Source organism: Arcticibacterium sp. (genome assembly GCF_055134445.1).
Map to the genome: position 1 here is coordinate 27,086 of NZ_JBSRVI010000037.1, position 24,149 is coordinate 51,234.

Annotated in this window: 11 protein-coding genes; 4 read left to right on the forward strand and 7 right to left on the reverse strand. The window is 37.7% G+C overall.

From position 1 onward, the window contains the following. Positions 1–102 precede the first annotated feature (102 nt). Both ACTBZY_RS05755 and pbpC read left to right on the forward strand, forming a co-directional pair. Positions 103–5,601 (forward strand): alpha-2-macroglobulin family protein, encoded by a 5,499-nt coding sequence (locus ACTBZY_RS05755; RefSeq protein WP_463045391.1) that lies wholly within the window; start codon positions 103–105, stop codon positions 5,599–5,601. Continuing rightward, positions 5,601–7,901: a penicillin-binding protein 1C gene (gene pbpC, locus ACTBZY_RS05760; RefSeq protein ID WP_463045392.1), complete on the forward strand. Its 2,301-nt coding sequence runs from the start codon at positions 5,601–5,603 to the stop codon at positions 7,899–7,901. The genes ACTBZY_RS05755 and pbpC overlap by 1 nt, the downstream gene beginning before the upstream one ends. Positions 7,902–7,939: 38 nt before the next feature. Here pbpC and ACTBZY_RS05765 read toward each other — a convergent pair whose 3' ends face one another. The 4 genes from ACTBZY_RS05765 to ACTBZY_RS05780 all read right to left on the reverse strand — a co-directional run bounded on the left by ACTBZY_RS05765 (position 7,940) and on the right by ACTBZY_RS05780 (position 14,475). Continuing rightward, positions 7,940–8,098, reverse strand: coding sequence for a hypothetical protein (locus tag ACTBZY_RS05765; protein ID WP_463045393.1), 159 nt, complete (start codon positions 8,096–8,098; stop codon positions 7,940–7,942). Positions 8,099–8,313: 215 nt separating this feature from the next. Beyond that, positions 8,314–9,810, reverse strand: coding sequence for an alpha-L-fucosidase (locus ACTBZY_RS05770; protein ID WP_463045394.1), 1,497 nt, complete (start codon positions 9,808–9,810; stop codon positions 8,314–8,316). A gap of 250 nt (positions 9,811–10,060) precedes the next feature. Beyond that, positions 10,061–13,441, reverse strand: a complete 3,381-nt coding sequence (locus ACTBZY_RS05775) for a VCBS repeat-containing protein (protein WP_463045395.1) — start codon at positions 13,439–13,441, stop codon at positions 10,061–10,063. Between the two features lie 11 nt (positions 13,442–13,452). Beyond that, positions 13,453–14,475 carry a zinc-binding alcohol dehydrogenase family protein gene (locus tag ACTBZY_RS05780; RefSeq protein ID WP_463045396.1) on the reverse strand — a complete coding sequence of 341 codons (1,023 nt, stop codon included), beginning with the start codon at positions 14,473–14,475 and terminating at the stop codon, positions 13,453–13,455. Between the two features lie 211 nt (positions 14,476–14,686). On the opposite strand from ACTBZY_RS05780, the gene ACTBZY_RS05785 reads away from it, so the two are divergent. Further along, the gene (locus ACTBZY_RS05785; RefSeq protein WP_463045397.1) at positions 14,687–15,538 is read left to right on the forward strand and encodes an AraC family transcriptional regulator; all 852 of its coding nucleotides are present in this window, start codon (positions 14,687–14,689) and stop codon (positions 15,536–15,538) included. Positions 15,539–15,552: 14 nt separating this feature from the next. Here ACTBZY_RS05785 and ACTBZY_RS05790 read toward each other — a convergent pair whose 3' ends face one another. From ACTBZY_RS05790 to ACTBZY_RS05800, 3 genes are all read right to left on the reverse strand, one after another. Next, positions 15,553–17,352: an arylsulfatase gene (locus ACTBZY_RS05790; protein ID WP_463045398.1), complete on the reverse strand. Its 1,800-nt coding sequence runs from the start codon at positions 17,350–17,352 to the stop codon at positions 15,553–15,555. A gap of 46 nt (positions 17,353–17,398) precedes the next feature. Then, on the reverse strand, positions 17,399–18,835 hold the full coding sequence (locus ACTBZY_RS05795; protein ID WP_463045399.1) for a sulfatase-like hydrolase/transferase: 1,437 nt from the start codon (positions 18,833–18,835) through the stop codon (positions 17,399–17,401). 87 nt (positions 18,836–18,922) lie between these two features. Further along, the gene (locus tag ACTBZY_RS05800) at positions 18,923–20,521 is read right to left on the reverse strand and encodes a sulfatase family protein (protein ID WP_463045400.1); all 1,599 of its coding nucleotides are present in this window, start codon (positions 20,519–20,521) and stop codon (positions 18,923–18,925) included. 481 nt (positions 20,522–21,002) lie between these two features. On the opposite strand from ACTBZY_RS05800, the gene ACTBZY_RS05805 reads away from it, so the two are divergent. Next, complete coding sequence (locus ACTBZY_RS05805; RefSeq protein ID WP_463045401.1) at positions 21,003–24,146, forward strand: PVC-type heme-binding CxxCH protein; 3,144 nt, start codon at positions 21,003–21,005, stop codon at positions 24,144–24,146. Positions 24,147–24,149 lie beyond the last annotated feature (3 nt).

Sequence of the window (24,149 nt, forward strand, 5' to 3'; positions counted from 1 at the left end):
TCTCAAAAAAAAGTATGCATAATTATAAATGGCTGATAACAATGAGTGATTAGAAATCTCTATATTAACGCAATTAACGCGAAATCTAAACCTATGAATTTAATGAAAAAAGCTCTGATACTTTTAGGTTTATTTTTGGCTGGTTGCAGCGGCTCAAATGAACTCAAAAAAGAATTGATGACTCTTGATAGTTCATTTGCTCCCTATGTGGCAGCTTATACCTCTGGAGAAATCAGAAAGAATGAGGAAATTAGAATAAAACTCCAACAAAGCCCAGGAGAATTTGATCAAAACATATTCCATATTTCACCCAAAGTTGAAGGAAATTTAAGCCTGGCAGAAGATGCCAGAACCTTGGTATTCACACCAAACGAAAATCTAAAAAATGGGCAAGTCTATGAAATAGGATTGGATCTTGATGAAATTGTTCCAAATATTGACAACAAATTTTCTTCCTTTTCTTACCAACTAAAAGTAATAGAACAAGACTTTTCATTGGAAATTGATGGGATAGAACCTTATAATTCGACGGATAAGATTATAAATAAATTCTCAGGTACGCTTTTCACAGCAGACCAAATAAATACCGAAGAATTAGACCAAATCCTAAAGATAAAATTAAAAAAAGGATCCTTAAAGATTCAATGGGAATCAAATAGCGAAGGCACTAAACATCAGTTTGTTGTAGATAGCATTAGAAGAGAAACGGACGACATGAAATTAGAAGTTCTAGTTGACGGGGAGCCAATTGACATCGATAGAAACTTCGAAAAATCATTTCTCATTCCAGCATTAGATAGTTATCAAATACTGTCGGTTGAAAACTCATCGAAAATAGAAAATTTCACAAGCATTCGCTTTTCTGATGCCCTTATGAATCAGGATTTAAATGGCCTGATTAGATTTAAAGATGATTTGCCAGCAATACGCCAAATGGAAGTTTATCTTAATGAGATTAAGATTTATACAGATGAAGGAATTGCCGGTACGTTTGAACTTATTATAGACCGAGGAGTAAAAAATTTCGAGGACAAAGAATTAGCAGGAGAGTTTAGAAAAGAATTGACCTTTGATAGCAGTTTGCCTCAAATTATCTTGCTGGGTAACGGAAATATAATCCCTAAATCGAATCAATTGTTATTTCCATTTGAAACCATTGGTCTTAAAGGAGTTAATGTTCAGATTTATAAAATTTATGAAGATAATATTTTACAGTTTTTTCAACAGAATGATATCAACGGCAGTTACAATTTAAGAGAAGTAGCTTCCCCTGTTTTTGATAAAGATATTATTTTCAACGAAACGGGAAATGTAAACCTAAATCATAAGAACAAATTTAGTCTTGATTTAGCTGCATTTATTGAACCAGAACCAGGAGCCATTTATAAGGTTCAGCTGAACATGGCACCTCATCTATCTAATATGGCTTGTTTTGAAAAAACGACAAAACAACAACAGCTCGTCATGTCTAAACCAAATGAGGATTGGTCTGTATTTGAAAGTGAGGACTATTACGACGATTATTTCTATCCTGAGGGATACGAATGGAGCAAAAGAGATGACCCTTGCGATGTCTCTTATTATACTTCTGAGAAGTCTCAATCCAGAAATATTTTGGCATCTAATTTCGGTATAATAGCAAAGATATCTGGTGAAAAAGAGCTGGATGTAAGTGTTTCAAATCTTCTTGACACCAAGCCAATGGATGGGGTAAACATTAAGGTATATAACTACCAAAGAAGGCTTATTGGCGATGGAAAAACAGACAGTGATGGATTTTATAAACTTAAATTAAAAGAGAAACCTTTTATTTTGGTTGCTACCAAAAACAATGAAAAAGGCTACTTAAAATTAGGTGAGGGTAATTCCATAAACATGAGTCGTTTTCCTATCGACGGTACTATCCCCGAAGATGGCCTAAAAGGATTTATCTATGGAGAAAGAGGGGTTTGGAGGCCTGGCGACAGTATTTATGTCACTTGTGTACTTCAAAACAACTTAAAAGAAATTCCTAATAATTATCCTTTAAGGCTTGAGTTTTACTCTCCAGATAATCAACTATATGAACAAACTGTTCGTACCAATGGCCAAAATGGTTTCTATGTCTTTAAACTAAAAACGCCTGAAAATGCTAAAACCGGCAGGTGGTACGTAAAGGCTGTAGCAGGAAATTTTGAGTTCTATAAAAACATTAACATTGAAACAATTAAGCCCAATAAGTTAAAAATAAATCTTGATTTTGAGAATAAAGAACTTAGCAATAAAACCAATACTACCAATCTAAAAGTGGCTTGGCTAAATGGCTCAAAAGCATCCGATCTTAGAACGAATGTGACGGCTTCTTTCTTTCCACAAGAAACGAGTTTTTCAAAATATCCAAATTTCATTTTTGATGACCCCACCAAAGATTTCAAACAGGAAGAACTTGTAGTTTTCGACGGCAAAATCAATTCTAATGGAACCGCGAGTTTTCCTTTAAACATGAAGCTTTCTCAATTGCCATCTGGGAAGCTCAAAGTAGGTCTTTTCACTAAGGTATTTGAAAAAGGCGGAGATTTCAGTACCAACTATTCCAGCATAGAATATTCTCCATATTCTTCTTATGTAGGTTTTCACATTGATTATAGTAGTATGGATTGGGAAATGTTAGAGACAGGCAAAAATCATAAAATCACGGTGCTAAATATCAATTCCAGTGGGCAAGCCTTAAATAATAAAGAAATCAAGGTATCCCTTTATAGATTAAAAAGCAGGTGGTGGTATTCTCAAGAAGACGAGCAGGTGGAGTTTATGTCTAGTGAATATAGCACGCTTATTTCCACCGAAACCTTAACAACCGTTAATGGCAAAGCAACCTATGCTATCAAAGTAGAAAATGATGATTGGGGTAAATATTTTTTAAGAATTGAAGATTCCGAAAGTGGGCACAGTGCAGCACAATTACTATCCATCGATTGGCCTAATTGGCGATCTCGTGGAAATATAGGGGAAGACGCCTCAATATTGGCTTTTAAAACCGACAAGGAAATCTATCAAGTAGGAGAAACTGCTGAAATCGTTATACCGACTCATGAAGAAGGTAGAATTCTTTTAAGTATAGAGAACGGTACTGCTATTTTGGAAAAGCGATGGATTAAAACCGAAGCCGGACAAACGAAGATTAAGATAGCGATAAAACCAGAGATGCGGCCGAATGTGTATGCTTCAATTTCACTCATTCAGCCACATTATCAAACCGCTAATGACTTGCCTATTAGAATGTTTGGTGTAACGCCGATAATGGTAAATGACCAAAACTCACATTTGGAACCCATCATAAGTGCACCTAAGAGTGTGGAACCACAAAAAAACTTTACGATAGCCGTGAAGGAAAAAATGGGGAAAGAAATGACCTATACACTGGCAATTGTGGATGAAGGTTTATTGGATATTACAAGTTTCAAAACACCAAACATTTGGAGCCATTTCAATCAAAAAGAGGCCTTAGGAGTAAAAACTTGGGATTTATATCAATCTGTTTTAGGTGCCTTTAATGGCAAATTTGCCAATATTTATGCTATTGGAGGTGGTGACGAAGCCGTGCAAGCTCTGGACAAAGGAAAAGTAAATAGGTTCAAACCTGTTGTTATATATTTGGGACCTTTCACCTTAGGCAAAAACGGCAGTAGAAATCATAAAATTAACCTACCAAATTATTTAGGAAGTGTGAAGATTATGGTGGTTGCTGGGAATCAAAAGAATCAGTTCGGTCAAGCCGAGCAAAACTTGTTGGTTCGCAAACCTCTAATGTTAACGGCCACTTTACCACGGGTTCTGAGCCCTGGAGAAAACATAAATGTACCAATCACAATTTTTGCAGAGCCAAATATCAAACAAGCCACGGTAACGTTTAGCACCAATAAATTGCTTCATTCGGACAATAAATCCTATAACGTTATTTTGAATAAAAATGCGGAAACCATTCTAAATATCCCGCTTAGGGTCAATGAAGAATTAGGTACTGGACAGGTTAAAGTAACCGTGAAGTCGGGCTCCTTTAGTTCCTATGACGAAATTGAAATACCTATACGATTGCCAAATCCTCTTATTACTAAAAAGGCGGATAAGATATTGGAAAGTGGAAAATCGGAGTCTTTTCAATTTGAGCCATTTGGAATCTTAGGGGCTTCCAAAATTGAACTGCAAGTATCAACAGCCCCTCCAATTAATCTATCTAAACGAATTAATTATCTAATTTCTTACCCACATGGCTGTGTGGAACAGATAAGTTCTACAGGATTGGGACAATTGTTTTTAGGAAACCTCATTGAACTTTCGCCGAAAGAACTAAAGGAGATTGAACAAAACATCAAAGCTGCTATAGCTCGCTTGAAGTCATTTCAAATGAGTAATGGAGGGCTTGGTTATTGGCCAAATGCACAAATTGCTGATGATTGGGGAAGTTCCTATGCAGGGCATTTTTTAATTGAAGCTGAGAAAAAAGGGTATGCCTTACCTACTGGTTTAAAAACGAATTGGATTAAATATCAATCTTTGAGAGCTGACCAATGGAATGCTACGGCATCTGAGCGATGGGTCAGTTTAGAACAACACCAATTGGCTCAAGCTTACAGATTATTTACATTGGCTTTGGCCAATAAGGCAAACTTAGGAGCCATGAACCGACTTAGAAATACGGAGAATCTAGGGGCTTTGGCAGCAAACAGACTTGCAGCTACCTACGCATTGCTCGGAAAAAGGGATATTGCTCGGGAGTTATTGAAGATAAAGGAAAGTACAAAGTCCAGTTATTATGCCTCTTTCACTTATGGGTCAGAAGAAAGAGATTTGGCAATGAAACTGGAAACGTATACGCTCCTCAAAGATAATGCATTAGCTAGCGTTGTGCTAAAATCCTTATCTGCTAGACTTAATACTGACAAATGGTTAAGTACTCATTCAACAGCATTCTCGCTCATGGCCATTGCCAAATTCTTAGGAGATAAGCCTAGCAAAAATCTGAATTTCGAGTATATGCTGAATGGAAAAAAACAGGTGTATAATTCTTCCAACGTATCTTCAACAGGATTAGAACTTCCACTCAAAAAAGGAACAGTTTCCATAACTAATACCTCAGGAGCTAAGTTATTTGTCAGTTTAGTAAATTCTGGTATTCCTGTAAGAGAAAATGTAGAGCCGCAGCAAAAAAATCTTACCATGCAGATTTTATATAAGGATATGGATAATAAGGTGCTAAATATTTCAAAACTAAGGCAAGGGACAGATTTCAAAGCAGTGGTTACCATTAGTAATCCCAATACCATTGGCGATTATAGCAACCTTGCTCTAAGTCAATTATTTCCATCAGGTTGGGAAATCATCAATCAAAGAATGAATGAGGGGACTACATTTACTCAAAGTGACGCTGCTACCTATCAAGACATACGAGATGACAGGATTTATACTTATTTTGACCTGAAAAAGAGCCAATCTAAAACCTTTGTAGTTTTATTAAATGCAGCATATAAAGGCTCTTATATTTTGCCTGCAGTACAGTGCCAAGCCATGTACAATGATGATGTGAAGGCCATTGTGGCTGGTGGAAGAGCATCGGTTGATTAATGATAAAAAAGGTAAAATATTGGAGCATTATCAGTTTATTGATAGCAAGTTCAGTTTGGTATCTGGTATTTGCATTACCTAGACCTTTATTTGACAAACCTACGTCTACCATCATAGAAAGCTCCGAAGGCATCCTTCTTGGTGGTTCTATAGCAGCAGATGGGCAATGGCGATTTCCAGAGATTGAAGAAGTCCCTGATAAAATTGCTTTGGCTGTTACGCACTTTGAGGATGAATATTTTTATTGGCATCCTGGATTCAATCCTTTTTCACTTTTACGGGCTGCAAGACAAAATTTAAGAAAAGGAAGTATACATAGTGGTGGCTCAACGATTAGCATGCAGACCATTCGGCTGGCAAGTGGAAACCCCGCACGCTCCTATTTTCAGAAACTGAAAGAACTTATTCTTGCTACCAGATTAGAATTAGGTTATTCAAAAGAAGAAATATTAGCCATGTATGTTTCCAACGCACCTTTCGGTGGAAATGTAGTTGGAATAGAGGCAGCCGCTTGGCGATATTATAAAAGAAAACCTTCTGAACTCTCGTGGTCTGAGGCAGCAACTTTGGCCGTTTTACCCAACGCTCCGTCGCTTATTTATCCTGGTAAAAACCAATCAATTCTTCTTAAAAAAAGAAATCGATTATTGTATAAATTATGGCAAAACAAAGTAATTGACGAGAGCAGCTATATGTTGGCCCTGGAAGAACTTCTTCCACAAAAACCAAATGCCTTGCCTCAGTTTGCACCCCATCTTTTAGATTTGGCAGATAAAAAATCAAAAGGCAAAAAGGTAATAACTACAGTGAAGAATGAGCTCCAAGAACATGTTAATAATGTGGTTTCCAAGCATCATAATCAGCTAAGACTTCAAGAAATACATAACCTTGCCTGTATCGTGGTTTCTATCGAAAATGCTGAAATTTTGGCTTATATTGGTAACTCCAATGACCCCAAAAACGAACACGCCAACATGGTGGATATCATCCAATCTCCACGAAGTAGCGGAAGTATTTTAAAGCCATTTCTGTATCAAAAAATGTTAGATGAAGGCTACATTTTGCCCAAAACTTTACTTCCCGATGTTCCTTTAAAAGCCTTTGAAAATTATAGTAGAGACTATGAAGGAGCAGTTCCTGCAGATGAGGCACTCGCTCGCTCGCTGAATCTCCCTGCTGTACATATGCTGAGGACCTTTGGTGTTCAAAAGTTTAAAAATGTACTAGAAAATTATGGTTTTCAGCATTTTACACAATCCAGCAGTCATTATGGTCTTTCATTGATCATTGGTGGCGGTGAAATTACTTTGATGGAACTTGCCCAAGCATACGCCAATATGGCGAGGCAATTAAACTATCCTAAAAAGAATCAAAACGATTTTCTTGAAAACACATATATCAAAAATGTTCAAAATGCAAAACATGAGGTCAAGTATGCAAACACTTGGGCCACGTATCAAACATTAAATGCTCTTAAAGAAGTAGTAAGACCAGAATCAGAAGCGGGTTGGCAAAATTTCAAGTCAAACAGTATTTCATGGAAAACGGGAACCAGTCATGGTTTCAGAGATGCGTGGGCCGTTGGCATTAATTCGAAATATGTGGTGGCTGTTTGGGTAGGAAATGCAGATGGCGAAGGCCGACCAAATATGACCGGAACTAGCGTAGCTGCACCCGTTTTATTTGATGTTTTTGAACAGTTGGTTTCTGAAACGGGTCATAAACCTTCCAAAGAACCAACTATTCCTTTAAAAATATGCAAACAAAGCTCCTATCTCTGGACAGAGGCTTGCCCAGAATTTGAAGTTATATATGTGCCTTCATCAAATCTGAAAATTACTTCTTGCCCCTACCACAAAGAAATATTTCTAGATAAAACCGACCAATACCAAGTGAATAGTTCGTGCTATGCTATAAATGAAATGCATAAAAAAAAGTGGTTTGTATTACCACCTCAAATGGCCTGGTATTATCAGAAAAAGCACCCTACTTACCTCTCTCCCCCTCCCTATTTATCTGACTGCAATAATTTTAGTACTGGATTTGCATTGATTTACCCCAAAGACCTTTCGAAAATATATGTTCCAATCAACCTTGGAAACGAAAGAGAAAAAGTGATTTTTGAAGCTGTACATGCCCAAAAAGAAGCTGTACTATATTGGCAAATGGATAATGAATACCTAACCGAAACGCATGGCATTCATAAAATTGAGATAGCCCCTACAAGAGGCACTCATTTACTCAGCATTACCGACCAAAACGGAACAAGTATACTGAATCAATTTATGGTGTTGAATTGATGGTTACAAACTCATTGTCTATCCAAAAGCAAATGCCATCAAGCCTTTTCACCTAAAAAACGCCCCCAACCAAATGCATGACATTTCAAAGCTCCAGAAAACGCAGGTAAAATATAAAAAGCTGTTTGGGGAATTAAAGGGCTTGCAGAAGCAGTTTGGAGATGTTTGGTTTGGGCAGGTTTTAGATTTTTAATCATTAAGGAGTTAAGGTTCATTAAGCTCATAACAAGGCTGTTGGATTATTCTTAAATCACCTCAAAAAGGCCAGCCGGCATAAGGTTATTGCGGAAACGATACTACAAAACGGGAACAGCCTTTAAAAATAAAGAGGCTGTTTCTCTATCGTGAAACAACCTCTTACCTTACCAGGAGAAGGGTCTTATTCAATCAATCCTTTTACTCCTTAGTTTCTTTAATTTATCTTAAGACCATAAGCAAAATCGCATGGTCTGTAAGAAGGTAAAATCACTTTTAATCCTTCCTTAGTTTGTTTAAACTTGATAGTTTCGTCAGAACCCATCATGGTGATAGCGTTAATTTTCGCCGTATAATTAGGGTTCCCTTTTGCTAAGGTCTTGATTAATATTTCGTTGCTTTTTGGCCACTCCATAAAGAAAGCATAAAGCTGCTCCCCTTGCATGGTGTATCTGATATCTTCAGCACCTAAGTCTTTGTTGTTTCCTTCAGAAAGGTGTCCTTCTACTATTTTAGTAGGACCTTCGCCGTAAATTTTGAAAGGTCGGCTACCGTAAATGGCTTCTCCGTTAATTTTCAACCAGTCGCCCATTTCTAGTAAAACCTTCTGTTGGTCGTAAGGAATAGTTCCGTCAGCTTTCGGGCCAACATTTAATAGCATACTTCCGTTTTTACTTACAATATCCACTAAATCGTCTATCAGCGTATTGGTTTCTTTAGACTCCCAGTTGCTCACATAACCCCATGAATTTTTACCAACTGAAGTGTCTGTTTGCCAGAAAAATTCTCTAATCACAGCAGATTTACTTCTTTCCATGTCATGCACATAGGCTCCTTCTGCCAGTGACTCATACTTATGATTTTTCCCCTGTAATACTACTTCTTTGTTCCAGTCAAGAGCTTTATTATAATAGTGAGTTGTCAATTTCAAATGCTCAGGAGCATACTCTGGTCTGTCCCAGCCAAAGTCAAACCACAAAATATCTGGCTGATAGTTATCAATTAACTCGGTAGTTCTTTTCATCCACATATCTTTAAACTCGGCAGTGGGAGCTTCATTACTGCTTTTCATTATTGGACCGTACAATTGCTCATACTTAGGAGCGGTATTTCCCAACTCTGGCTTCTTAGTAAAAAAGTCTTGATTAAAGGCCAAGTGTGAAGATACCCCGAACTTCATTCCCCTCTTTGCTGTCTCTTTTTTAAGCTCGCCGATGATATCTCTTTTAGGCCCCATATCCACAGAATTCCAAATGGTATAAGAGGAGTTATACATAGCAAAAGCATCATGATGCTCCGCCACGGGCACAATGTACTTTGCACCGGACTTCTCAAAGATATCTAGCCACTCAGCAGCATCAAATTGCTCCGCCTTAAACATGGGTATAAAATCTTTGTAGCCAAACTTACTAGGATGCCCATAAGTCTTTACATGATGTAGGTAAACATCTGATGGCCCCTGTTGTCCTTTATTGCCATGATAAGAAGTATTTGAATTTTCATCTATATACATATTACGAGCATACCACTCTGAGCCATAAGCTGGAACAGAATACACACCCCAGTGAATGAAAATACCGAATTTGGCATCTTTAAACCACTCAGGAATCTCATATTTCTGAGCGATAAGGTCCCAGTCTTCTCGGTATCTTTCCTGAGAAAATGCGGATACAAAACCCACCAATAATAAAAGCGTCAATGCTATTTTTTTCATACTTTTTTTGAATGCTTAAGACACACAAAAAGAGAGAAAATCTCTCTTTTTGTAATCTTTAACTCTATTAACTAAACATTATATGTAACCTATTACATCAAAACAATATAGTATTAACAAAAAATATACTCCATCATATTTTCTTTGTCTAATATTAATCTATAACAAAATTATACCATTTAGAGGTGGATATTTACCATAATTCGAGCATAACATAATATCATTTTAGCATTTATGCTTTTACTTGAACTTATCTGATATCAGAATTACGTATGCTGTAGTATTTAAGGGGGCTGTCATTGGCACCTACTATCAGGTTTTGCCCCCCATTTATGAGTTTCATAGACCTCACATCACCTTTTAGAAATAATCCTGAAGAATAAGAAGGCATAGAAAGCCATCCTTTCCCTTTCTGATTTATTAAAACTGTTCCATAGGAAGCATCCGATCTGCCAGTACTCACCTCTGTATGATATTCATTCCCTGCCAAAATGATATCAACAAAACCATCCGCGTTTACATCCGTTATTTCTATGGCGTTTACAGGGGCAAACTGTGCTTCTTTGGGCAATGCATGCCTTATGAACTTCCCCCCTCCCAAGTTTTCAAACCATGCCGTACTTAAGTATTCACACTTTAATTCCGTTAGATCTTCCCTACCAAAGTAATCTAGAATTTCGTTCAAGTTTGCTTTAGAATAAGCTTCATATTTGGCATAACCCTGTCTTATTTTAGGAGTTTGCTCCGCGAACTGATCTCTACTTAAATCCGGGTAAAGTTCATATTGACCCTTAATACCCTTGATGAAATAAGCAGGAATAAGCTCCTTAATGCCATTATTATCCAAATCTTTTGCGAACAAGTAAGCCGAACGAGATGCTGAAACATGATATTTATTATTGTCTCCAAAATTACCAGCCACAATATCTAAATCACCGTCATTATCCAAATCAGCCAGTTTCAAACTTCTCCACCAACCATGATTCCCTTTTAATCCTGTTTCTTGCGTTAAACGCTTAAAACCTTTTCTTGTATTTTTAAAAAACTCCAGTTCCATATAGTCTCCACAGAGCACAAGGTCTTGCAAGCCATCTTGATCAAAATCCAAACTAACGGCATCTGTAACCATTCCTACATGTTTCAAATCTAGAGAAGTAATATCTTTAAATTTTCCGTTTACATTTTCAAACAAATAGCTCTCTGGACTGCTTGGAAAAATAGCGTTATCTATACGCCCACCAATAAAGAGATCGTCATCGCCATCCTTATCATAATCCATGGCGGCTATCGTGGACGAAAACACTTTAAAGTTCTCTGGGAAAAGATTTTCTGTAAGCTTAAAACCACCCCTAGCATCGTTCAAATAAACCGATACTTTCTGCTGTCCAGAACCCGACAACTCTGTACTTCCGCCTACAGTTACTAAATCCAAGTCGCCATCTTTGTCTAAATCTAAAAAGGCGGCATCCAAATCTTCCATTTCAAGACTTCCAGCCAAACTTTTTTTCGCAAAAAAGCCATGCTTATTTTGGATATAAATTGAAGATTCTTGGCCCTTTGCTCCACCAATAAAAATATCCTCTAATCCATCACCGTTTAGATCTGCTTTTGCCATGGCAGGTCCGAGTTGAGAATACTTCTGTGGCTGCATTCTTCTTAAAGAATAATCAGAAAAAATATTTTCTTTATGTGGCTCAAAGCTTCCAGAAGAAAGTTCTTTAAAAAGTGGCGTAGCTCCCTTTAAAAAACGCCAAAATGAAGCGTCTTTAGCCTCTTTTTCCGTTATGACAATTTCCTGATTCGCTTTTATGTTTACCAAAAAACTAAGCTTACCAGAACTCCAAAGCACCTTTACTGAGTCTGCATTTTGTAGTTCTCCTAAGCCTACATGAATCCTTTTATCTACACTCGAAGCATAACCTCTGGTAGATGTTTCCTCAAAAATCTGGCTATCTTCTCCAGAATACACCAATATTTTGGCACCTATTCCATTTACGTTTCCTGCAAGCCCTTCCAGTCTAATTCTTAAGAAATTATTCGTAGAATCTTTCTCTGTTCCTCTTAGTTCGTTTCTATAAATGAAGGCCTCTTGATTCATGTTATTGACCACCAAATCCAAGTCTCCGTCATTATCAAAATCGGCGTAAGCAGCCCCCTGAGAAACAGACTTTTCTCCTTTTCCTAAAAGCTCTGATTTATTTGTAAAATTTAAATCCTTTTCATTGACAAAGAGGAAATTCTGCTCGCTTACCGAGCCAAATTTATCCAGCTGTTTTGTCCATTTGATTACCTCTTCTTGCGAAACACCTCTTTCAGAGGAACCACCAAAAAATGACTGCTTCGACAGCTCTTCACTGGTAAAAGAAATGAAATCATTATTCGTTAAATCCTTCCCTAGGCCATTGGAAATGTGAATATCTTTCCAGCGATCATTGTTAAAATCGGCAAAAAGAATACTCCAACTCCAATCTGTTTCAGATATTTCAGCGAGCTGACCTACCTCCGAAAAAACAGGAACATTCCCTGAAGGAATTCCCTGATTCACTTGAAGCATATTTCTACTGTACTGGTGATGATAGCCTGCTCTTCTTTGCATATCATACTTATCTGGACTGAAGCCCAAAGACATCATCTTTTTCCTTTCGTTGGTGTTTGGCATCATATCCAGTACGCCAATGTCGGGCAGCAAATCGTTGTTAATATCAGCAATGTCCACTCCCATACTGCTAAAGCTTTGATGCCTGGTAGCCGTATTTATATGATTTTCAAATCCACCTTTGCCATTATTAATCCAGAGGTAATCATTGCTTAAGTAATCATTTGCGACATAAATGTCTGGAAGGTTATCTTGATTAACATCCGAGATAACGACACCTAGCCCATAACCATCTTCCTTTATTCCAGCAACATGAGACACATCCACAAAAAATGGATGCTCTAAACCACCCTCATTTCTAAAAAGCTTATCTGCAGAAGCAGATAGCCCAGAAGTATCTATCCTTACTATCCTATTAGGCTGTGAGTCAAAAAGCTTATGATTAAGTAAATACATATCCAAATCGCCATCTTTGTCGTAATCAAAAAAGGCGGCATTGCTCGAAAAACCGGTATCTGCCAAACCGTAAGCTTCGGCAGATTCTATAAATTTGAGTTCTGCGGTGCCTTGATTTATAAATAGGAGATTTCTTCTCTCGAGCGGATTTCTAAAATGTGAAACACAAAGATATATGTCGTCCCAGCCATCTTGATTGACGTCCTCTACGGTCACCCCGGTAATCCATTCGGTATGGGTAATACCTGCCGCAAGGGTCACATCTTCAAATTCAAAATTACCTTTGTTTAAATAAAGCTTACTCTCCACTTGACTACCTCCAAAGAAAATATCCTGAAGACCGTCTTTATTAAAATCACCCACCCCTACACCTGAACCGATATAGATATACTCATTATGGTAAAAGTTGAGGGAGTCGTCTTCTATAATTACATTATTAAAAGTGATACCAGAATGACTGGAAGATATTTGTGTAAACTTCAGTTCACCCGTCTTCACCTCATTAGTGCAGCTTAAAGCAGCAATCAAACCGCTTATTGCCACCAGAAAAACCCAATACGCATGAAGACGACAAGTCATAAAACATTACACTAAAGTTCAATAATAGCCTTTATAACCTCTTGACTTGGTTCTAAAAAACTCTCAAATTTATCTGGCATATCCTCGAAACTAGTGCGATGCGATAGCCACGGATTTGTATCAATAACCTTTTGTTCTATCAGAGAAATAATCTCTTTAAAGTCTTTTGGTAGACAATTTCTACTGGACATCAGCGTCAATTCTCTTTTATGAAAATTAGGGTCAAAAAACGTGACGTCACCTTGGAATAAACCCACAAAAACCACTCGGCCACCATGAGCCACAATATTAAATGTGTTTAACATAGAGTTTTTATTTCCAGTAGCATCAATCACCACAGATGGCAATTCTCCTCCCAATGCAGCCCTTAAATCTTCCTCTTCTAACTTACCAGAAACCTCAATGCTACTTTCTGAAAGGCCTAATTTTTCAATAAAACGTAAGCGACTCGTAGAAATGTCGGCCATGCACACCTGTGCCCCCTTCAATTTACTAAACTGTGCGACTCCCAAACCTATAGGACCAGCCCCAATAATCAGAACCTTTTCTCCTTGGCTTAAATTAGCCCTATTAACCGCATGTAAACCAATACCCAAGGTCTCCACCAATGCCAACTGGTCAAAACTCATAGTATCTGACTTATGAATTTTATTTAATGGAATAGAGATATATTCTGCCATACCACCGTCTGAATGAACACCAATAACTTGGATTTTCTCACAGCAATTAATATGTCCAGAATTACATGCCTGACATGCTCCACAATTCAAATAAGGTTCAATAGCGACCTTATCCCCTACCTTTAAATTGTGCTTAGCAGAACCTTCAGAAATGGAAACTATTTCGCCCCCTAACTCATGCCCTAAAATTCTCGGATAAGTAAAAAATGGCTGGTCTCCCTTAAACGCGTGATAGTCTGTGCCACAGATACCTATTCGTTTAATTTTAACAATTGCTTTGTTTTCTTCAGCTTTAACTTCGTCTTGCTCTATAAAACTAAACTGTCCTGGTTCTTTAAGAATAATTGCTCTCAATGTCCTATTTTTTATTTCTATGACTTATTCAAATGTAGGTAAAACTTCCTTTTGCTAAGAAAATTTTTCACTTCTCTCAGATTTACAATTAAATATTACTTTATTTGTCCCTCTATTAGATTTAAACAAAATAACCACAGAAAAAGACAACAATTCGTAAAAATATTAGCAATACGTAATACTATATAAGCAAGTCATAAATAGTTTAAAAATGAAAGCTCAATTACTCAAAATTTCGAACAAAATAGAGCAGTCCTTTAGCATAAGGCATGATGAAGTACCGGTCTATCATAACAGGTGGCATTACCATCCGGAAATAGAAATTATCCTTATAAGAAAGGGTAAGGGCACTTTTATTATAGGAGATGCTGTATCTCCATTTGAGGAAAATGACATTTTTATGCTCGGCTCTAATTTGCCCCACTTATTCCGATATGACACTACGGAAGACCAAAACTATTCCGATGCTTTTGTGATTCACTTTTTGCCCTCATTTTTCAATAACGACTTTCTTTCATTTCCTGAAATGAAGGCTATTAGAGAAATCATCTCAAAAGCAATCAGAGGTATTCAAATAAAAAACAACGACCCCATCCAGAACAATTTTATATTTGAATCTCTGCACGACTCGCAAGGGCTTCAGAGGATAATAAAATTATTCAATGTAATGGCTCATATTACGGAGAACTCAAACAATACATTGTTGAGCTCTTTGGGCTTCTCTCAAACCTACGACTCCATTGACAGTGAGCGACTTGACAACATTTACCAGTATGTTTTAAGTAACTTTGATAGAGAAATTAGCTTGGAAGAAATATCCAATGTGGCGAACTTAAGCGTCAACTCTTTTTGTAGATATTTCAAAACCAAAACCAATAAAACTTTCACTAATTTCTTACTTGAAATCAGGATTGGTCATGCCTGTAAATTGCTGCTAGAAACAGACTTGAACATTTCACAAATATGTTTCGAATGTGGCTTTAATAACCTATCCAATTTCAATAGATATTTTAAGAAATTTGTAAAGAAAACGCCAACCGAATATCTAAAAAAAGTTAAGTAGATCTCTTCGAGCTCCTATTCATTAACTGGTATTATATAAGCATAATACACTTGTTTTTTCTCGCCAGAATCTAAACGAAAAGAAGCCTCCATAATTTGCTTTCCTTTTTTTAGTTCAAGATTAAAAACAGCTTTGTCGCCTATGTTCTTTGGCGAAATAAAATGGGTTTCCTTGTCCACGATAAGTTCCGCTCCATTAATTAACCACTTCTCTCCTTCTAAGTATTGATTTTTCCCAGGGATATCATCTCCCTTCGGTGCAGCATCTCTTAAACCTAAAGCAGACTCCTTTGGCCATCGGCATAGTTCCACTTCGTAGAATCCATCATTTTTAACCTCTATTGGCCAGTAACCCCTAGCTCCCGAACCACTTCTTACTTGAGATTGTGACCAGGTAGGGTGCCCCACCGGGGTATGTAAATCATGGCTATTTAACTGAACCAACTCCGGAATATCCTTTCCAACAGGAATATAGCTCATATGTGCAGCTGCCTTTTCACTTCCTTTCCACCACGTTTCATAAGCCGTTTTTAGGCTATCCATTAAAGCTGGATGCAGCTGAGCAAGATTATTTTTTTGTCCTGGATCGTTTTTAATATTATAGAGTTCGTTTTCTCCTATCATCCTCCATTTATCTTTAATAATAGAAGGCTGTTTCCACTTTATTAAATCATCCTCTCGCTGTGTATCTACCACTAAAACCCTGTCTGGATTTTCATTCTTATAAATTACATTTTTAAGCGAAATGCCATCCAGCTTAGCAGAAGGACTTGAAAGCCCACATAAATCTGCTAAGGTTGGAAAAAAGTCTACATAAGATGTCAGCGTATTGATCTCTTTTCTTTGGGCAAGATGACCATTAGGCCAATGCATAATAAACGGCACGCGATGCCCTCCTTCATATTCTGAGCCTTTGGTTCCTCTCATTCCTGCATTAAATCCTTTTTTCACTTCGCCATTTTTATCAAAAGAAACACCCGCTGCCGTGCCATTGTCCGACATATAAATAAAAATGGTATTCTCTGCCAATCCTTTCTCAGCTAAAAAAGCTCTGAGTTGACCAACGTTTTCATCAATATTGGTTATCATCCCGTAAAACTCTGGATTAGGAACTTCTTTCTGTCCTGCATATAAAGCACTGTATTTTTTAGGAACATTATACGGGCTGTGAGGAGCGTTAAGTGCGATATAGCAGAAAAAAGGCTCATCCTTACGCTGCTCTATAAACTTTTTAGCCTCTGAAAACCAAACATCAGTGCAATAACCATCAAATTGCTCTGCCACACCATTTCTAAAATAAGTATCGGAGAAATAATCGTTATTCCAGTAGTCTGGCTGTTGTCCTACACCACCGCCTTTATGAATTACAGATTCGTCAAAACCTCTATCTTGAGGTCTGAAAGGATAGTTATCTCCCAAATGCCATTTACCAAACATGGAGGTTTTATAGCCATTTTTTTGAAAATATTCTGCCATAGTGGCTTCATTCTCATTCAAAATCTCTCTACCCATAATGGTATGCCATACCCCCACATTATTGCTGAATTTACCCGTCATTAAACCGCCACGGCTAGGAGCACAAGTGGTTCCTACATGATAATCTGAAAACGATATACTTTCGTTTTGAAGAGCATCAATATTTGGCGTTTGAATCCATGGATTGCCATTGCAGCCTAAATCACCATAGCCTTGGTCGTCTGTTAGAATAAAAACCACATTAGGCTTAGCACTAATCTTGGCCTTTTTCTCTACACAACTTAACAAAATAAAACCTAAACACAGTAGGGCAAAAAGTGGATTTTTAATAATTTTCATGTTTACTTTTTTACAAATCAGGGTTCTTGATAGCATGCTGTTGCCATTACTTCTTCCAACTTTTACTTTGGGCTGTAATTTCTACATCCCAAATCTGAGCTGGATTGCTAGTATAAATAGGCTCAGCATCTTCAGCTGGAAAGTTAATAATTTCTCCCACCAATTTATTATAACTCCTTTTACTTTCTGCCGTGTTTAAGTTATCCTTTATATCCACTATTTCATCTGGGTCAATCTTTAAGTCTACAAACTTTACCACTTCCCTTTTTGAATCTACAAATAGCTTAAAGCGTTCGTCACGAAGTACCCTATCCCGAAAAACATATTGGTTTTCTACGCCCTTATCGGTCAGCTTCGCATTATTCCCTCCACCCATTCCTAGAATATATGCTTTATCAGATTTGTCAGACTCGCCCAAAAGCACTTTTTTAAAAGACTTACCATCTAGGGTATACGAAGAGCTATTTTTACCATTTATCAAATCAAGCGTAGTAGGTAATATATCTGTAATATCAATGAGTGCCTGCGAAACCTGCCCTTTTTTAATCTTTGAAGGCCAGCTCACAATAAATGGCTCATTTATACCTGACTCATTCGTGGATCCTTTGCCCCCATTTACCGTTCTCCCATCCAAAGTTCCAGTGATACTTCCAGACGTACCGTTATCTGTTGTCCATATAATGACGGTATTTTCTAAAATTCCGGCTTCTTTTAAAGTCGCCACTATCTGACCAGTAAGTTTATCTGCATATCTCACCATGGCCTTATGTTTTCCTAAAACCGTGTCTGCCTCTTCGTCTGGTGTGTTTACAAATGGCGAATGCGTAAGCACCATTGGATAGTAAATGAACATTGGCTTCTCTTTGTTCTCATTTATGAAAGTTTTCACAAAACCAGAGAAAACATCAGGTCCAAATTTGTCTCTATACGTTCTAGAACTCTCCTTATCTGAAAAGATGTAAGGGTCTTGGTATCTATTTGCACTGGCTTCAATACCGCCCTCATAACCAGTCCACATACAAAAATTATCAAATCCACTTTTAATTAAGGCATCTGGCTCCACTCTAAAATCGTCTATTTGCCATTTTCCGGCTATACACGTTTTATAACCTGCGTCTCTAATATTTCGTACCAATGACGGATTCAAAATTTCGTCAAAATGAGCTCCTCCACCCCATCTAGGTACGTCCCAATGGTTTACCCAACCATGTCTAAAGGGATATTGAGCTGTTAAAAGACTAACCCTGGTAGGTGTGCATTGCGGCATGGAATAAAAATTATTGAAAACCATGCCGCTTGCTGCCAGCTCATCAATATTTGGTGTTTCTATATCATCGGCTCCAAAAGAACTCACCCACTCTTTCCCTAAATCATCCACCAGAATAAAAACCACATTGGGCTTTTGATAGGCTACGGAATCATTTGCTTTTTGATGACAAGACATCAGCAGCAGAGCACTGACAAAAACAAATATTTTTTTCATGGCCATAACCTCCTTAATGGCTATTTACTAAACCCTTATTATTTCAATTGGCTTGGATATAAAATCCGATACTAAATCTATTTTACCTCAGTCATTCCAGTGTGCTTTTATAACACTTTCAATATTGGGGTAGGCTTTATCCTCTTCATTATATTTTGTTCTTTGAGATAATATCTCCAGCTTTAATTTCTCTATTTCAGCTTTATACTTTGGGTCTTTATATCTGTTCACCACCTCTTTCGGATCCAAACTTAGATCATAAAATTCCCATGCCGCTGGTGTAGGCTCAAAGTGATACGACTCATTTGGATCACTCACCCAAGTAAAACTATTTTGACCATAAAGATCCGTATTATAATGCTGACCATAATAGAAGATGAGCTTTGACTTATCTGTTCTCACACCAAAATGAGCAGGCACATCATGATGTGTTAAATGCATCCAATATCTGTAATAAGTTGCAGCTCTAAAGTCCTGAGTAGGATTTGATAATACATTCTTAAAACTTTCTCCTTGCATATAAGAAGGTACTTTTCCCCCTGCTAGCTCTAATAAAGTTGGGGCATAATCTGTATTGTTTATAATCGCTTTGGTTCTACTATTAGCCTTAATCAATTTCGGATATTTAATGATAAAAGGCATTCTCATAGACTCCTCGTACATCCATCTTTTATCCATATAATCATGCTCTCCAAGCATCATCCCTTGGTCACTGGTATACACGATAATGGTGTTATCCCACAGATCATTTTCTTTCAAATATTTGAACAGTCTACCCAAATTATCATCCACGCCTTTTACGCATCTTAAATAACGTTTTGTGTATTCCTGATAAGCTTGATGTGTACGTTCATCTTGATTTGCAATGCTATCTAAACCATACTGACGAGAATAATTACGATATGGGTGCCTAGATGAAACAGAAGTTCCTATCCTATCTCTCAGGGTATTATTTCTCCCTAAAGTAGCTTCCGACCCAAAAAATGGTTGAGCATACATACTGGCAGGTTCTGGAATGTCCACATCTGCCAAGTAAGGCTGATATCTTTCTGGATACTCAAAATCGTCGTGCGGTGCTTTATGATGATGCATTAAGAAGAAAGGCTTTGTTTTATCCCTCTTCTTTAGATATTCTAAGGTGATATCCGTGATAATATCGGATACATAACCCTTATGAGATTGCATATTGTCTGGCCAATTCCCTTCTGTACTCACCCTAAAACTGGGAGCAAAGTAATTTCCTTGACCGGGCAACACATTATAATAATCGAAAGCCGCAGGCTCATCTTTTAAATGCCATTTACCAATCATAGCTGTTTGATAACCCAGCTTTTTCATTTCAATAGGTAAAAACTGCCTTTCTGGCGGCAAATTTCCATCTAAATCAAGTACTCCGTTGGTTTGGCTGTACTGACCCGTCATGACGTTGGCTCTACTGGGAGTACAAATAGAATTGGTACAGAAAGCATTTTCAAAGACCATGCCCTCTCTGGCAAACGCATCAATTACGGGAGTTGGATTAAGGGAAGATAAAGCTCCACCATAAATCCCAATCGCCTGACTGGTATGGTCGTCGCTCATGATATAAATGATATTAGGTTTCTTTTGAGCTAATCCACTTACAGTATAGCAGCAGAATGCCAACACTAAACTTAAACCTCGAAAAACTGATTTGAATTTACGCATACTTTTATTTCAATAGAATTTATAAATCATGATTTGAATCAAACATCCAGCACTTTAAAGCAAAAGCCCTGAACATAATAATATTATACCACCGTTTTCTAGCATATTCCTTTACAATGAAACTATATTACTGAGAAGTATAATTTTTCCGCAAATTATGGACATTTTTAGACTGGAATCCTCTATTTATTGGCAATAGCTAATATTAAATTAACTAAGGAGTGGCTAATTACGCATTTTGAAGAGTTTTTGGAATAAAAATCAAGAAAGTCTTAGCCGTATATATCCAAAACAAATCATTCTGTAAAATCAACCAAATACAAATCAAGCTCAAAAGAAGAGCAGTTTTCGGTAAGAAAACTCTAAATCCCCCAATTACGTCGTTTTAAAGCGAATTGACGCATTCAAGAATCTGTATTTGTAAAAAAAAATTATAAATTGATTCGAAATTTCAACCATCATAATAAATACTTAGATCTGAATGTTAAATTCTTTCATTCGAAACCTTAGCCTTTGCCTTTTGGTAGCTATCGTTTTTATTGGCTGCAAGCCAGAGAAAAACTATCTTGAACTCACCCAAAACGCTCACATCACACTTATTGGAAATAACCTATGCTCCAGTATGTTGAACTATGGGTATTTTGAGACAGAAATGCACCTTAGGAATCCTGAGAAAAACCTATACATAAGAAATATGTGCGATGGCGGAGATACACCAGGCTTCCGTCCTCATTCTGGAAGAGTTTCTCCTTGGGCATTTCCTGGTGCTGAAAAGTTTCAAACAGATTTAGCTCAGAAATCTGACAGCCGAGGTCATTTTGAAACACCAGATGAGTGGATAGGCAAGCATAAAACGGATATTATCATTGCATGCTTTGGTTTTTCTGAATCTTATGCTGGTGCAGCTGGATTAGATAATTTCAAAGCAGAACTTTCTGCTTTTATTGAGCATACTTTGGCTCAAAAATATAATGATACACTGGCTCCTCAGCTAGCTTTAGTGTCTCCTATAGCATTTCAAGACCTTTCGGATAAATATGATTTACCAAATGGCAAAGCCGAAAACGAAAATTTAGCCATGTACGCAAAGGCTATTGAAGAAGTAGCTGGTAAATATGAGGTGCTTTTCTTGGATGCCTTCACTCCTTCACAAGACTGGTTCGTTTCAGGGGAGCAATTAACCAGTAACGGTCAACAATTAAATGACGACGGATATAAAAGATTCTCTGAATTACTAGTAGATGGTGTTTTTGGAAAAGCTTCTGTTAAAAATGAGGACTTAAGAGAAGTCGTTAAAGAGTCGGTTTTGGAGAAAAACTGGTTCTGGCATAATGACTATAAAATCCCTAATGGCGTTCACGTTTATGGAAGGAGGTATGATCCTTTTGGAAGCGATAATTATCCAGAGGAATTGATTAAGGTAAGACAAATGACCGCTATAAGAGATACCTTAATATGGCAGACGGTGAATGGAAAACCTTTCGATTTAGCGGCGGCAGATGCCCAAACGCAAGACCTACATACCATAGAAACGAACTTCAAGCTTAAAGATAAGACGAGGTATTTAGATAAAGATGAAATCATGGACGCCTTTACCATGGCTCCGGGTTATAAGATTGACCTTTTCGCTTCTGAAGCAGAATTTCCGGAGTTGGCCAATCCTTCACAAATATCTTTCGATAATAAAGGCAGACTTTGGGTGGCTGTAATGCCTACCTACCCTCATTATAAACCGGGTGATGCTAGACCAAACGACAAATTAATAATCTTAGAAGATACTGACGGCGACTACAAAGCGGATAAGTTGACCGTTTTTGCGGATAAACTTCACATTCCTGCTGGTTTTGAGTTTGCACCAGAAGGTGTCTATATCTCTCAAGGAACCAACCTAAAATTATATACCGATACCGACGGTGACGATGTAGCTGATAAGTCTGAGATCGTATTAAGCGGTTTTGACGACCACGACACCCACCATGTCATTAGTGCATTTTGTGCAGACCCTTCTGGAGCTCTTTATATGGGAGAAGGTGTCTTTTTACATACCAATGTAGAAACGCCTTATGGTACCGTTAGAGCTACCAATGGTGGTTTTTATAGATATTCTCCACAAAAACATAAACTAGAAAGAACCGCTCAGCTGTCTATACCTAATCCATGGGGAATAGCTTTTGACCAGTGGGGACAGAACTTTTTTGCACATACTTCTGGTCCAGACATGAACTGGATGATGCCAGGAACCATTAAATCTAAATACGGATTGTCAAATCCAGGTTCTAGAAACTTGATTGAAGATGCACATCGCGTAAGACCTACTTCTGGCTTGGAATTTATTCATAGCAGACATTTCCCAGATGAAGTGCAAGGTGATTTCCTGATTAATAACACCATTGGTTTTTTAGGAACCAAAATGCACACTATGGTGGATGATGGCACGGGTTATAAATCTAAACACAGAATGGATTTAGTTAAAAGCTCTGATACCAATTTTAGACCTGTGGATATGGAGTTTGCTCCAGATGGCTCTTTATATCTAGCAGACTGGCATAACGTATTAGTAGGACACATGCAGCATAATGCAAGAGACCCACTGCGTGACCACGTTCATGGCAAAATATATAGAATTACGTATCCTTCAAGACCGCTGGTGACTCCTGCTAAAGTTTATGGTGCCAGTATCACGGAGTTATTGGACAATCTCAAACTTCCAGAATACAGAACGAGATATAGAAGCAGAAGAGTATTAAGAGAGAAGAACCAAGATGAAGTGCTTTCAGCCTTGAAAACATGGTTAGCTAACTTAGACAAGTCTGATAAGAATTATGAGCATAACCTATTAGAAGGACTTTGGGTAAGCTGGGGTTTGAATAAGATTGATGAAGAAGTACTAAAACAAGCACTGGCTGCTAAAGATCATAAAGTAAGAGCTGCGGCAGTAAAAGTCCTAAGATATTCAGGAAATGAAATACCAGACCAGCTAGACTTATTGAAAATAGCGGCTGCCGACCCACATGGCAGAGTAAGACTGGAAGCTTTTGTAGCAGGTTCATGGTTGGATGATACCTCTTCAAAAGAAATACTCAAAATAGCTGGAGAACAGCCTCTAGACGACTGGATGGACAAAACCTATCAGGCCGTAATAGATCATATGGTTCCTTTTAATCCGACAGAAAACCCAGATAAAGTGGCTCCTCTGGTTGAAAGTGTGGCCAAAAGAGACGTTGTTTTAAACGGAAAAGAAATTTTTGAGAGAGATGGATTCTGTGCCACCTGTCATCAGCCAAATGGTAAAGGTTTAGAGTCTTCTGGATTCCCTCCATTGACTAAAAACGAGTGGGTATCTGGCAGTGAAGATCGCCTTATAAAATTGGTTATGAAAGGCATTTATGGTCCCATCACCGTTAGTGGTAAACAATATCCTGGTCAGGTTCCGATGACACCTTTTGGAGCCATGCTAACCGACGATGAATTGGCATCCGTTTTAACCTATGTAAGAGGCTCTTTTGGAAATAATGCAAGTGCTATTACGAGCAAGAAAGTGGCGGATATTAGAGCACAGATAGCATCGAAAGATGGTTTTTACACACCTGAAGAATTACTAAAAGAACACCCTATAACCGAATAATTT